This is a genomic window from Sulfurimonas sp. RIFOXYD2_FULL_34_21 (assembly GCF_001830805.1).
Lineage (GTDB): Bacteria > Campylobacterota > Campylobacteria > Campylobacterales > Sulfurimonadaceae > Sulfurimonas.
This window is the reverse complement of the sequence record NZ_MICH01000006.1, coordinates 20,218-34,489: the sequence shown is the minus strand read 5'-3', so window position 1 is coordinate 34,489 and position 14,272 is coordinate 20,218. Positions and strand designations below refer to the sequence as shown.

The 14,272-nt window shown below is 34.0% G+C and carries 12 protein-coding genes; 3 read left to right on the top strand and 9 right to left on the bottom strand.

The features are described from left to right. The first annotated feature begins 49 nt into the window (after positions 1–49). Positions 50–1,267, top strand: a complete 1,218-nt coding sequence (locus A2530_RS03750; protein ID WP_294886152.1) for an amidohydrolase family protein — start codon at positions 50–52, stop codon at positions 1,265–1,267. On the opposite strand, the gene tgt is transcribed toward A2530_RS03750, so the two are convergent. Further along, positions 1,264–2,382: a tRNA guanosine(34) transglycosylase Tgt gene (gene tgt, locus A2530_RS03745; protein WP_294885811.1), complete on the bottom strand. Its 1,119-nt coding sequence runs from the start codon at positions 2,380–2,382 to the stop codon at positions 1,264–1,266. The genes A2530_RS03750 and tgt overlap by 4 nt on opposite strands. Before the next feature lie 98 nt (positions 2,383–2,480). Here tgt and efp point away from each other — a divergent pair, with 98 nt between their 5' ends. Together efp and A2530_RS03735 are read left to right on the top strand one after the other, a co-directional pair. After that, entirely contained in the window at positions 2,481–3,047 is a 567-nt protein-coding gene (gene efp / locus A2530_RS03740; protein ID WP_294885810.1) for an elongation factor P, read from the top strand. Positions 3,048–3,316: 269 nt separating this feature from the next. Continuing rightward, the gene (locus A2530_RS03735; RefSeq protein WP_294885808.1) at positions 3,317–5,863 is read left to right on the top strand and encodes a bifunctional diguanylate cyclase/phosphodiesterase; all 2,547 of its coding nucleotides are present in this window, start codon (positions 3,317–3,319) and stop codon (positions 5,861–5,863) included. 34 nt (positions 5,864–5,897) lie between these two features. On the opposite strand, the gene A2530_RS03730 is transcribed toward A2530_RS03735, so the two are convergent. From A2530_RS03730 to A2530_RS03695, 8 genes are all read right to left on the bottom strand, one after another. Then, on the bottom strand, positions 5,898–6,017 hold the full coding sequence (locus tag A2530_RS03730) for an ORF6N domain-containing protein (RefSeq protein WP_294886150.1): 120 nt from the start codon (positions 6,015–6,017) through the stop codon (positions 5,898–5,900). Between the two features lie 55 nt (positions 6,018–6,072). After that, complete coding sequence (locus A2530_RS03725) at positions 6,073–6,465, bottom strand: hypothetical protein (RefSeq protein WP_294885806.1); 393 nt, start codon at positions 6,463–6,465, stop codon at positions 6,073–6,075. An 83-nt stretch (positions 6,466–6,548) separates the two neighbouring features. Next, complete coding sequence (locus A2530_RS03720) at positions 6,549–7,085, bottom strand: O-acetyl-ADP-ribose deacetylase (protein WP_294885804.1); 537 nt, start codon at positions 7,083–7,085, stop codon at positions 6,549–6,551. 209 nt (positions 7,086–7,294) lie between these two features. Further along, complete coding sequence (locus tag A2530_RS03715) at positions 7,295–8,158, bottom strand: DUF4435 domain-containing protein (protein ID WP_294885802.1); 864 nt, start codon at positions 8,156–8,158, stop codon at positions 7,295–7,297. Between the two features lie 3 nt (positions 8,159–8,161). Next, positions 8,162–9,517 carry an AAA family ATPase gene (locus A2530_RS03710; RefSeq protein ID WP_294885801.1) on the bottom strand — a complete coding sequence of 452 codons (1,356 nt, stop codon included), beginning with the start codon at positions 9,515–9,517 and terminating at the stop codon, positions 8,162–8,164. A 201-nt stretch (positions 9,518–9,718) separates the two neighbouring features. Further along, complete coding sequence (locus A2530_RS03705) at positions 9,719–10,615, bottom strand: ORF6N domain-containing protein (RefSeq protein ID WP_294885799.1); 897 nt, start codon at positions 10,613–10,615, stop codon at positions 9,719–9,721. 158 nt (positions 10,616–10,773) lie between these two features. Further along, complete coding sequence (locus tag A2530_RS03700; protein WP_294885798.1) at positions 10,774–13,143, bottom strand: SMC family ATPase; 2,370 nt, start codon at positions 13,141–13,143, stop codon at positions 10,774–10,776. Continuing rightward, the gene (locus A2530_RS03695; protein ID WP_294885796.1) at positions 13,130–14,248 is read right to left on the bottom strand and encodes an exonuclease SbcCD subunit D; all 1,119 of its coding nucleotides are present in this window, start codon (positions 14,246–14,248) and stop codon (positions 13,130–13,132) included. The genes A2530_RS03700 and A2530_RS03695 overlap by 14 nt, the downstream gene beginning before the upstream one ends. Positions 14,249–14,272 lie beyond the last annotated feature (24 nt).

The following is a 14,272-nucleotide window of genomic DNA, read 5'->3' as shown; positions in this document are numbered from 1 at the left end:
AAGCCGGTAAAATTAATCTTAATTATAAGGCAGAACCCACTACAATTTCATTAACACGACAAAGGTTGAAGATATGGTAGTGAAAAATGCAATAGTTTGTGATGCAGACGGTGAAAGAAATGTCGATATACGAATACAAGATGGTATGATAACCGAGATAGGCTCTGCTTTGTCAGATAATGAGATAGTTGATGCCTCAGGATTATACCTGATACCGCTTTTAGTTGACACTAATATAAGAGTTCAAGACTCTGTTTTAAATGCCAAAAATATAAAAGCTGTTTCGGATGAAGCTCTTGAGAACGGAATAGGGCATATTGTTTTAAATTCAGATAGCTTACCTGCAATAGACAATGAGATAGTATTGGAATTTGCCCAAAATTCACTTCACAATCTAAGCGGCGCTAAAGTTGATTTGATGCTAAACACTTTAAAAGAGGATAGCACCCTGAGTAATATTGCTATTTTGCTAAAACGTGGGGCGATAGTTCCGTTTATGAGTACCATAGCCAAAAATGACGTTGCTATTAAAATTGCCGAATATTGTCAAATGTATAAAGTTACACTCTTTTGTAAAGCAGAGGATAATTCACTTATAAAAAGCGGTGTTATGTTAGAAGGAAACGTCAGCTCAAAATTAGGGCTAGCAGGCATACCTGATTTGAGTGAAGTCTTACATGTATCTCGTATGATAGAGATAGCAAGACATTTCAAGATAAAGATAGTTTTTAAGTCAATAGCTTCACCTCGTTCAATTTATCTGATAAGTCAGGCAAAAAAAGATGGAGTTGACGTTAGATGTGAAGTATCTATTCATCATCTTATAAATTCTGACCAAACATGTAAAAACTTTAACACCACTGCAAAATTAAATCCTCCATTAGCTTGTGAAGATGATATAAAGCTTTTGCAAGAGGCGCTTAAAAACGGTCAAATAGATATGTTAACTACTCTTCATCAGCCAAGCTCTCCGCTAAATAAAGAGGTAGCTTTTTATGACGCGGCTTATGGATGTGACGGGTTAAAAAATGCCATGAGTCTGTACTATAGCAAACTTGTAAAAAGCGGTATGATTTCAATGAGTGAGCTTATAAAGTTGTGCGTAAAAAACCCATCGGATACGATAGGAAAAAAATGTGGAACAATATCGGTAGGACAAAAAGCAAACGTCATGCTCTTTAATCCAAGCCAGATTCTAATAATGGATGAAAAACTTTCGCTTTATAACGGTGAAGAGCTATACGGAAAAATAGAGGCTGTTTTTTAGCCTCTTTTACCGTAAAATTCTGCTTTAAACTCTGCATATTTATCTTCTAAAATTGCTTCTCTTGCTTCTCTCATAAGGTTTAGATAGTAGTGCAGGTTGTGAATAGTTGCAAGTCTGAAATATGTTATCTCACGAGAGCGAAACAGATGGTTCAAGTAAGCTCTTGAGTATCTTTTACATGTAAGACATTCGCACTCACTATCAACAGGAGTGTTATCCTCTTTATATGCAGCCCCTTTTATATTAAGCCTTCCAAATGATGTAAAAAGTGTTCCGTTTCTGGCATTACGAGTCGGCATAACGCAGTCAAACATATCAATACCGCGCTCAATGTTTTCTATCAAATCCTCCGGAGTCCCTACACCCATTAGATAGCGCGGCTTGTCTTTAGGCATATACTGTACGGTATGTTCAACCGTATCGTACATGTCTTGATTGGCTTCGCCCACCGATAGACCGCCTATGGCAAAACCGTCATAATCAAGTTCGCAAAGCTCAGTCGCACTCTTTGTACGAAAAGCTTTATCTGTTCCGCCTTGAATAATCGCAAATATATTTTGCTCTTTTCCTATCCCTTTTGCTTGTTTTTCTCTAAAATATTCAATCGACTCCTTCGCCCATGCGGTAGTTCTCTCGATACTTAAAGCGATTCTCTCTTGCGTTGCGGGAAGTGCTACTAAATCATCTAAAATCATCATAATATCTGAACCGAGATTGTTTTGAATATCGATTACTTTTTTTGGTGTAAAGAAGTGTTTTGAACCGTCTATGTGAGAGCGAAACTCTATACCGTCTTTTGAAGCTTTTGATATATCGCTAAGGCTAAATGCCTGAAAGCCCCCGCTATCTGTTAAAAAACTCTTAGGGTAAGTCGTAAAGCCGTGAAGCTTACCCATCTTAGCAACCGTCTCATCTCCGGGTCGCAAATACATGTGATAGGTATTTGCTAAAATTATCTCGGCACCTAGAAGCTCTAACACGTCTTGCATATCAAGCGATTTAACGCTTCCAAGTGTTCCAACAGGCATAAAAACAGGAGTTTTTATGGTTGAATGAGCTGTTTTAATTGTGCATGCACGAGCATTTTTTGAAGTAGCTTCTAGTATAAATTGCATAATTTGCGTTTCCTAAGGTTTATATTTTTGACATTATAACAAAAGAAATTTAAGTCCTTTTAGGGTAAAATCCAAAAAAATTTTTCAAGGTGAGTGTAATGGCAACTATAGGAATGAGTGATATCAAAAAGAACGTTCGTCTTATCATAGGTGAAGTTCCGTACAAAGTGGTAGAGTTTCAACATGTTAAGCCGGGTAAAGGTGCGGCGTTTGTTCGTATGAAAGTAAAGAGTTTTCTAAACAACAAAGTAGTTGAAAAAACAGTTCATGCAGGCGATAAATTTGAAGTACCTGAAATTACTTACAAAACAATGCAATATCTTTATGACGACGGGGAGCAGTATCAGTTTATGGACAATGATACTTACGAGCAGTTGGGACTATCTTATGAGCAGTGTGATGATGCTTCTAAGTGGTTTAAAGACGGAATTCAAGTAGATATCATTTTTTACAAAGGTAATGCTATATCGGTAAGCGCTCCTGAGATAATGGAACTTGTAATTACAGATACTCCTCCAAACTTTAAAGGCGACACATCAAGCGGAAGCAAAAAACCTGCAACACTAGAAACAGGTGCCGTTGTTCAAGTTCCTTACCATGTGCTTGAGGGTGATACTATTAAAGTAAATACTGTTGATTGTGAATACCTAGAAAAAGTTAAATAGAGTTCTTAGTATATGTGAAATAATAGATTTCTTGCATAACCTAGATTGCTTCGTAGTTCCTATTCGCCATGACCGTCATTGCGAACAAAGTGAAGTAATCTAGGAAAAAAGTTATGCAAGAAATTTAATATACAAACTGCGTTTTATTACCAGAAACCCCCTACATAAAAATAACTAATAGTTAAAATTTATTATATTAGCAATAACTAAGCTCAAAAAACATATAATGTTTGCTATTTTAAACTTATAAATAGTTCAGGAGATGTTTGATGCCAAAAACTTTAAAAAATTTTATATTCTCAATTAATATTGTACTTCTATCAACTCTTTTCATTGTTGTTTTACTCTTTACATCATATCTTCATACTACATTAGCACAAGAAAATGCAATAAAACACTCAAATATAGTCTCAAATCAAATCTTTTCTTCTATGTATCAGGTTATGAAAAAAGGGTGGAGCAGAGAGGATTTAAATGAGTTTATGCACTCAATTGAAGAGAATTTTGATGATAGCTACTCTGTAAATATCTATCGCGGAGATAAGATAAAAGAGCTTTTCGGTGAAGTTAATGAGAAGCAAAAAGATGATTTAACTATCTCTGCCATGAGAAGCGGCGAAAAAATAGTACTTAGTGATATGGGAAAACTTAGAAATATTTTACCTCTTAACGCAAAAGACGAGTGTTTGAGCTGTCATGTTAATGCAAAAGTAGGAGATACTTTAGGCGTTATAGATGTTGAGCAAGATTTTGTTGAAATCATTAAAGATACATTTTTAGATTATGTTTATTTCTTTCTTATTGTATTGCCGCTTTTTGCATTAGCAGCTTTTGTTGCATCAAGATATACGTCATCTAAAATTACGGATTCGCTTAAACATTTTAACAAAAAAGTACAAAATATCAACTCTATAAAAGATTTTAAAGAGTTTGACTCTACTGATATAGATGCTAGGTTTGACGAGATAAATGCTATCATCTTAAATGTAAACGAACTTGCAAGAAAACTTCAAAAAATAGCAGTAGATAAAGACTTGCTAGAGTTTGAAGTCCAACTTTTAGATAAATTTATTATAACTTCTGAAGTTGTTAAAGATTGGCGTGATTTTATAAATGAACTTTTACATGATATAAATAAAGTTATGCCCACTTATACGCTTATGACTATATTTAGAGTAGGAGAAGATCAATTTGAGGTAGATATTTTTTGGTTTGGTTCTCCAAATAATGAAGTTAAAAAACTTTGCGAAGAGTTTATAAATAAATCAATCGAAAGTAATGAACACTTCCTAGGATATACAGACTATAAAATAAGACACAATACCTCAAACCATAATAACCGTATTGATATCAAAGATTATGATACGTTTTCTCATAGGACTAAAACTCTCTTTTTAGATACTCCAAAAATAGGCGGAATAGTAGGACTTAGCGTTCAGTCTGATGTTGCAGCAGATCCTGTTAAGCATATAGTAATTGACAGCATCTTAACTACCATGGCAAATTTAGTAGGTTCTGTTAAAGCTATAAATAAATATACAAATGATTTAGAGTATTACGCAGCACACGATCCGCTAACTGGACTTTTTAATCAACGTGTATTTACGGACTTTTTAGAATATGAGATAAAAAGATCTGCTCACCATAACAATTCGTTTGCCGTTATGGTAATAGACTGTGATAATTTTAAACCTATAAACGATAGATACGGACATGCATTTGGAGATATGTATTTGCAGGAATTCGCAAGACTGTTGCTTGAGGTCAAAAGAGGTGAAGATATTTTATCACGTTACGGTGGGGATGAGTTTACGGTTATTTTGCCGGAGTGTGATTTAGACGGAGCATTGGCAATCTCTAATAGAATAGTAAAAGCGGTAGAAGATTTTAAACTATTAACAACCGATGGAAACTATATTGGCATAACAGTCTCTATAGGTCTTTCTGTATATCCTCTTCATGCAAAAACGGCTAAAGAACTTTTTCTTATTGCTGATGCTATGATGTATAAAGTCAAAGAAGATGGGAAAAATAATGTTAGAGCGCCGATGAGTGATGATATAGTAGCTTTAGTTAAAGAGCAAAAAGCAAAATCCGCACTTCTCTTAGATGCTATTGCAAACAATCGTATAGTTCCGTATTTTCAGCCGATTCAATCTGCAATCAGCGGAAAAAATGATATACATGAACTTTTAATGCGTATTGAGATTAACGATAAAATTATTTCTGCTTATGAATTTATAGAAGTCGCAGAGAGTATGAGTATTATAAACCGTATGGATTTAATGGTAATTGAGAATGCATTTATTAAGATAAAAGAGGAAAATTATCAAGGATTGCTCTTTATAAATCTATCTCCTAAATCTTTAGTAGTAGGCAATTATGCAGACTCTATTACAAAACTGATAAGCACTTATAATATTTCTAGGGATAATATTGTTTTTGAAATTACAGAACGAGAGACGGTTACAAATTTTTCAGTATTGGAAAAATTTGTAATAAACCTTAAAATGGCAGGATATAAGTTTGCCATAGATGATTTTGGTTCAGGATTCTCTTCATTTCATTATATTAAAAAGTTTCCGATAGATTATCTTAAAATTGACGGTGAGTTTATATTAAACATTAATAGAGACAAAAAAGATAGAGCTTTTGTACATAGTATATTAACACTTGCAAAAGAACTAAATGTTAAGACGGTTGCGGAGTTTGTTGAAGATGAAGAGATAGTTAAAACCCTAAAAGAGATGGGAATTGACTATATGCAAGGGTTTCACATTGGAAAGCCGAAAAATTGTTTTACAATAATTGAATAATTTTAACAGGATTATAGGTAAAAGAACTCTATCTTTACACCAAAAGGATGAGAAATCTGTTTTCATTTCTTTTTACAGCCTGATTGAGTACTTTTGTTTCCACCTGATACAACTCTGCCAAATATCTATCGAGCATCACTTGCAGACCTCTTATAAAGTGGATGTCTAAATGTAGAAATAGACTGTTTTATAAGCTCATAATCCGTATTTCATTTCACTTTAAAATGTGCAAAAGCACCCTCTACACTTAACACATTTTTATAGCTAGTCTTTGTAATAGTTACTTTTTTTGTATTTAAGTCACACACCGCGATACGAAAGTTTGAACTCATATACGGTTCAACAATGCAGATGATTTTATCATCAATCTGTCTTGTTGCATAGATAACACCTTGCAGAGTATGAAAAAAATATTTTGGATAACTTAGAGGCGTAATCTCTACAACCTCCGCAACTATTTTTTTATCAAGATTTTGTCTTATAAAATTTGCATCTTCATAGTTGTCAAACTGCACACACCAGTCGTCAAACTCTTTGTTGAAGCGCTTTAAACCTTCGTCCAAAAAACCGCCTGCGGCTGATTGTAGGGCAAATATACTCATCTGTTAAATCCTATAAAAATGTTCATAATTATACTGATTAGCCTCTTTGATATCCTTTACAATTAATTCAGACAAAAAAAGATTCAATCTCTGCTTTGCAGCTCTTTTATAGCATCTGTAAAAATATCGCAGTTTTCTTGTGAAGAAAATACAAAGTTTACTTCCATGGAGTCATCTGCGCCTAAAAAAGATTTAACTGCTTTGTAAGCGACTTTTGCCGCTTTATCTTTTGGGTAGCCGTAAATACCGGTGGAGATGGCAGGAAACGAGATGCTGCGGCACTTTAGCTCAGAAGCTGCTTTTAGTGAGTTTATATAGCAGTTTGACAGAAGCTCCTCGCAGCGATTTTTGCAGGATGAATAGACAGGACCGACGGTATGGATCACATATTTTGCTCTCATCTCTCCTGCGGTTGTAGCAACAGCTTCTCCCGTAGGCAACCCGTTTGGATACGAAGAGGCTCTTAAGCTTTTGCATTCGTTAAGTATCTGCTCTCCGCCCGCACGATGAATAGCGCCATCTACACCGCCACCGCCCAGAAGTGAACTGTTTGCCGCATTGACCACTGCACATACATCTTCTTGTGTAATATCTGCTATTTTTATGTTTATGTTTTTCATTTATTTGTTCACAACTTTCCCAATGTATAAGTATACATTTTCAGTCTAAAAGATTGCGAGTACTGATTTATCAGGTTGATTAAGCACCTATGACATGTACTTCTTTGGTTAAAGTGCTATTGGCGTTAGATTCTATGAGTGTATAAAGATATGGAGCGGGTCTGTCATAAAGCACTTACAATTGCTAAAAGGATATTAACCTCTAGTAGCTATACATGTCTTATAAGTGTTGCTTTAAAATCAGTAACACTACACAATTGGGATAATCTGAATAAAAAATTAGAATCATTTATATTAGTGTTAGCAAATTTTTTAATTCTTCTAAAAATTAGTGGAAATATATAATCTTTTGATGAAACATAAATAGTTGAGTTTAATTGATTGTTTATTAGTTTAGAGGATATATCTAATCTATCATTAGAATATGTAACTATGTTTAGAAAAGTTTTAATTTCTTTTTTTAAGTTTTTTATTCTTTTGTTAATTAATATGTTGTCAAGTTCACATAGAAGTTTTGATCCTTTCTTCTTTTGTAGCCTTGCAACATTATACTTTATAGTAGTAAGACCTAATTTATTCTTTTTTTCTATCGCATATTCTAAAAATAGTTTTGATAAAAGCTTGTCTTGTTTTTTAAACCATTTATTATATGAAAAATCTTTTATCATTAAATCTTTATTGTTATAACTTGAGCATTCTTGATATAACAATTCATGTATAGCATTTTCGTCAAGTAAATAATTTTCAATGCAATATTTTTCAAGTGAAACTAAACCCTTCTGAAATGTTGTATTTTCAAAAAGTAAATATAAATCTCCATCTATAATAAAAATTTGTTTTCTTTGATCGTCTCTATTAATATACTTATCTTTAACTTTATCTCTTCCACCTAATGGAAAAAGTTGAGACACTTTAATACTTTTAGATAAACTTCTTTGAATTAGTTCTAAAAGTATTTTTATCGTATTTTTATCTGTGTCCTCAATGAAAAAATCTATATCATTATAGTCATGATATAGATAACTTTTAGCATATTTACTTTTTGGAGTTCTTGCTGGAATACTATCTCTCACAGCTTATATTCCTTTAACCTGAATTACCTTGTTTTCATACCCAGCAAAAATTTCAGGTGAATGGGTGGCTAAAATTAATTGTGTTTTTGGACTTGATTCCAGGGCGTATTGAACAAATTCTTCTTGCCATTTAAGATGCAATGATAATTCAGGTTCATCTATGATAAAAACTCCACTTGGATTACTTTCATTTTTAAAAACTAAGTGAGAAAACATAACTATTAACTGTCGTTCACCAGATGACAATGCGTCTATCGTGGCATATTGTCCATTAGGTTTTTTTATTTTTAAATTCCCAATATTATCAACTTCTATACTTTTTTTTGTATCGCCTAGAAAGTGATTAACAGTATCTATAAATTTATTAATTGTTTCATAACTTTTTTCAACTTTTGCATTACTTTCATCGATTAGTTCAATTAATTTTAAAATTCTATCAATTTGAGATTTATTAATAAGCCATGCAATATTCACGCCTTTGGTATCAGAATTTTTCATTTCGGAAAATAAACCTTCTATTTTGAGAAAAAAATCTTCCATTTCTTTAAGGTTTTTATCTCTATCAAAACCAATATTTTTCAAAGCATTAGCGATGGCTTCTTTTTTTGTTGTAATATTAAACTGTTCATCAATATTCATTGTTTTAAAATCGCCGTTGCTATCAAGTAAGTCACCAAAATTAGCAAAATTGAATGATGTTAATAATATGTCATCTCTTAATTTCTTTCTTTGAAAATCTTCTTTTCTTCTAATTTTTTCATATACATTTTTTACAATTTCTTGTGTTTCTTGTAAGCTTTGTCCTAGTGAACCGTCAATATATCTATTGTGTCTAATAATTCCTTTACCACTATTTCTTAATAAAATTTTTTCGTGAAAAAAATGATCTTCATCTCTATTGTTCTCTCGTCTTTCAAGTCCTAAAAATAATGGAACTTCAATTTCATGTATAAATTTGAAAATATGGTTTGTTTTTTGTTCAAATAGTTTTTTATTAAAAAAATCAATAGATTTTTCTTCTCTAGATAAAATATATGCTAATTCATCTTGATCATGGATATTATCAAGTGTCAGCTTTTCTTCATGGTTCCCATCTAAAAAAATTGAAATTTTGATTTTAGTTTTTTCTATGAAAATTGTATATTTCTTATTATCTTTTTCAAATTCAAGTGCCATTTTTTCATATGGTATTAAATAAATATCTTTTAAATTTGGTGTCAAAATAGCTTGAATTAACTTTAGAACTGTTGTTTTTCCGCTTCCGTTCCCACCAACTAAAAAAGATAAATCATTATTAAAAGTAATATCAAATTTTAGATAACCATATACATTTTCTGCACTGAATTTTATTAGTTTCATTTTTTTTCCTTAAGTTTTATAATTGTATTATATCTGTCATTCTACAATTCCACAACCAACTCAAACATCTCCTTAATCTCCATCTTGTGGCTTATCAAAATATCTGTCTATACTGCTCTTTGATGGTGTGAAAAGCTTCAAGTATCTCCATGCGGCGGCTCTCGTCTTGACTTCCGAAAACTTCATTAACTATAAAGTACATCACCCATCCAACCTCTGCAAAATCTCAAAACTATCCATCTCCATTTTTGAAAATGCAAACCATTTTTTGCCGAGGTCTTTTAGGCTCGCACCTATGTGGTAAATCTTTTTGCCATCAAGTATGAGAAATCTGTCATGAGCGGCATCAAATTTTTTGAGCGTGATATTTGGGTATTGGGCATTGTACTTTTTCACATCAAGCTCTAGCTGTTTGGAGATGGTTTTTGTGTAGATGATGGCGCTTACTTTTGGGTCTCTTTTTGAGAGCATGGTTAAAACACTCTCATCGAGATAGTTGTCCACAAGCACTATGCTTTCTTTGGCACTTTTTATAAGGTCTGAGACAAAGAGATAGGCGTCGTACACTTCGCCATCAAAAAATATACCCTGTTTTGGTTTTATAGAATTTTCTTCTAGTGCATCAAAGAGCTTTTCAAATTTCCCATCTGTTTTTATCTCATATGAAATTTGTCTTTTTTCGACAAGCTCAAGTCGTTTAAAAATATCGGCATTTTGTGAAAGAAAGCTTCTCATTTTGACAAAACTATTGATAATTAGTATGCTTGTTTTGACAGCAGTTTCACTTCTAAGAACTGCTGAAAGCATTGAAACACCTTGTTCTGTAAAAGCAAAAGGGAGAGATGAAGAGTGTTTTAGTAACTCCAACCGGTCGCAATTTGCGACCAGTTCATTTTTTTCTTTTTCGGTAAGTTGATATCTGAACTCTTTGGGGAATCTTTCAATGTTTCTTTTGACTTGTTCACCAAGTCTTTTAGGCTCTACCCCATATAACTCCGCCAAATCTCTATCTATCATCACTTGCAGACCTCGAATAGTAAAGATTTTGTTATTTATATCTTCATCTGCGAGTTGGATTTTATGAGGGGTTGTATCCAAAACATTTCCTGCTATTTAGTTGAAATTATTTTATCGAAATAAATCTAAAAATAACAATTTTTATCTAGGAGCTTCGAGATGATTATGCCTACCATTTTACTCAAAGCAAAAGAAAAAAACTTTAGACTCAAATGATAGGTTAAGCTAGAAAAGAGTTATCACAACTCCACAACCCGCTCAAACATCTCCTTAATCTCCATCTCGTGAGATATCAAAAATATCTGTCTATACTGCTCTTTTATGGTATGAAAAGCTTCTAGTATCTCCATGCGGCGGCTTTCGTCCTGACTTCCGAACACTTCATCAAATGCCAAGAAACCAATGCTACTCGCACCGCTAAGTTCGGTTAGGGTTTTTGAGATAGCGATGCGTAAAACGAGGTTGGCAAGGTCAACTTCTCCGCCTGAATATCGCTCTATGGGGTACTTTTTGCCCTCGTCGTAGATGAAAAAGTCAAAGTCGTTGCTTACTTCTATGTGCTGGTATTTGCCTTTGGTTATTTGAGCGTACATGTCAGAGGCTAGACTAGAGATGCGTGGAGCTACTTTTGCGTTGAGACGGGTCTTGAACTCGGCTAGAGAGACTTTTATTTTCTCGTAGTCAACCAAATCATCTTTTTTTGTTTGCACTTTTTTTAGCTGTATTTCGTTGTTCTCAAGTGAGTTTTGGACGCTCTTTATCTCGCCCTCACATGTAGCTATTTTGATTTTTACTTCGTTTAAAAGCGTTGTTTTTTCATCACTGTTTTTTTGGGCTTCGTCATGCTCTTTTTGCTTTTCTTTATGCTTCGCTTCATCATAGACTACAAGGTTAAACTCCGCTTCTTTTGCCTTTCTTGCACTGCTTAACTCTTCTATCTTTTTGTTTACTTTTAGCAAGTCAGACTTTACTAGAGCGACTCTTTTTAGCTCCGTTTCAAGGCTTAGAACGAGTTTATATTTTGGTTCTATGAGCGCAAAACTTTTTCTTATCTCCTCATGCAGTTTGTCGTTGTAGCTGAACTTTTCAAGCTCTTCTAGTTCATTCTTGTTTTGAATACCTTTTTGTTCTACATGTAAGAAATACTCTTTAGCTTTTTTGAGGTCTTTTAACTTACTTTCCATAATGTTTATGTTTTTAGTAAGCTCCAAAAACTCTTTCTCTTTAGCTTTTCTGTCGGCTTCAAAAGCATTTTTTTGTTCTGTTACGTTTTGAAGCTGTTTTTTATACTCGTCTATCTTTTTTTGATGAGTCTCATTTACGACTAGCGCAAGTGAGTTTACGACATTGTCATACTCTTCTAAAAGCGGTCTTGTACATGTAGGACACGTTCCTTCATTTCCTAGTTCTTGCAGTTTTTCTATTTTTTCGTTTGTCGTAGCTATCTGTTTTTGTTCACCCGCTATCTCTACTAAGAGTTCGTTTTCTATGGTATGTTTTGTTGTTACGCTCTCTTGAAGCATTGCTATATTTATCTCCAGATTTTTTGCATTCAGTACAAATTCATCATAATTTTCGGTCTCTTTTTCAAGCGTATGAATATCTGCTTTGCTCTTAATGTACTGCTCTCTGAGCTGGATTTGCTCTTTTTTAACACCCTCTTTTTTTAGATATATCTCTTTTAGTTTCTCTTTGTCTTTAAGAGATTCTTGCAGTGACATGTACTCTGTTTTTACCTCTTTTAGAGCGTCTAGTTTCTCTTGTTTGTCCTCTAGTTCATGAAGCTCTGCGGTAAGTTTTACCTGATTTAGTATCTCAAGGCTTTTGGAGTTTTTTATTAGCTCAAGCTCTGAGAGGAGCTTTTGCTTTTGCTCTTTTGTTTTGGCAAAGAGTTCAAGCTCTTTTTTTACATGTTGTACTTTTGTTTTTATCTCTTCAAGCTCTTTGCTTTTTTGCTCTGCATCTTTTGCAAGAGCCTCTTTTGCGGCAAGGCTCTCTTTTATGAGCTGTTCTTTTTGTTTTATCTCATCTTCGCCGAGCAAAATCTCTTTAAACGCTTCTATCTCCCGTTTTAACTCTCTGCTTCTCTCAACGAGAGAGTTCTCTATAAAGTCTATCTTTTCAAGTCCAAGAAGCTTTCTTATCATCTTCTTGCGGTCTTCGTTTTTAAGAGTACTTAGGCTTGTGAGTTCTTTTTGAGAAGCAAAGAGTGTGTGCATAAAAGCATCTTTGCTCATCTTTGTAAGTTTGACTATGGCAGATGTTACCTCTTTTGCTCCGCTTGTTGTAAGTTCTTCGTTTTTGTAAAGCTTTGCATTTGCAGTGAGTGCTTTTCCTCTAAATTCACGCACGACTCTAAACTGCACACCGTCAAATTCAAAGATGAGTTCCACGACAACAGAATCCTTGTCGCTTGCGTTTGCATTTCGCACAATATCTTTGTAGCCTTTGTTTTTAAGCTCACCGTAAAGTGCGAAAAGTATCGCTTCAAATATGGTGCTTTTTCCGCTTCCGTTTTTGCCGATGATGCCGATAAGACCTTCGCCAAACTCGATGTCGTAGGAGGTGTATTTTTTGAAATTTTCAAGGTGGAGTTTAGAGAGTATCATTGTTAGCCTCCTCGTACTGTGCAAACAGCTCTTGTATTTTTGGCATAAGGCGTTCAAACTCTTTGTCATCGCTGTCTTCTTTTACATGTTGTAAAAAATACTCTTCTAAAGAGAGTGCTTCTACATCAACTGCGATACCTTCATTCAAACCTTTTTTAAACTCTCTTTTTACGCTTACATGTAAGGCATTTGGAAATATATTTTTAATATCCGCATTTTGGATGTCAATTGATTGCAAAGACGTAAGGTTTGAGAGTTTTACTTCAACTATGGCATCTTTAGTGTCGCTTGCATCTATCTTTAAAATAGAGTTTTCAAAATCTTCGCAGTCTATCTCTTTTTGCACAAAAGGGCGGATATTTATCTCTTTGTACTCTACATGTAAATCATCGCCAAGAGTAACAACTGCAAACCCCTTTGAGTTTCGCTTATCACTCATGCTTGTTCTCTCGGTTGAGCCGCTGTAATAAACATTTTCATGTTTGCCGACTTGAGAAAAACTGTGCCAATGACCGAGTGCCACGTAGTCCATCATCTTAAAAATATACTCTTTATCACTCGGATAGACCCATTCGCCAAACTCTTGCATGAGGTAAAACGCACCGACCGAACAGTGCATCATCATGATATTTTTTTTGTTTTTATGGATGTTTTGTTCGCAAAGTTCTATTTGAGAGAGTGCTTTTGTTTCGTCGTTCATGTGTGGCAGGGTGTGAAAGATAATATGCTCAAATTCTACTTTTTTATACTCTTGATTGAAAGATACATGTATGTTTTTTAAACTCTCAAATATCTTTAAAATAGGCGAAGAGAGATTTGTTCTGGGAGTAGAGTGGTTTCCGGCGATGAGAATAAAAGGGATATTTAACTCATCTATGATTTTAAACTGTTCAAGGGCAAAAGTAATAGCACGGTTTGAAGGACTGGCTCGGTGGAATAGGTCGCCAGTATGAATGATGTAATCGGGCTTGATTATCTTTATCTGCTCTACTACCTGAGAAAAAGCGTCGTAAAAGTCGGCTTCTCTTTGGTTGATATTTTCGTTATTTAAGATATCAAGGTCGTTAAATCCTAAATGAGTATCGCTAAAATGGATGATTTTCAAATTGCACCTCCCAACGGTTTTAAA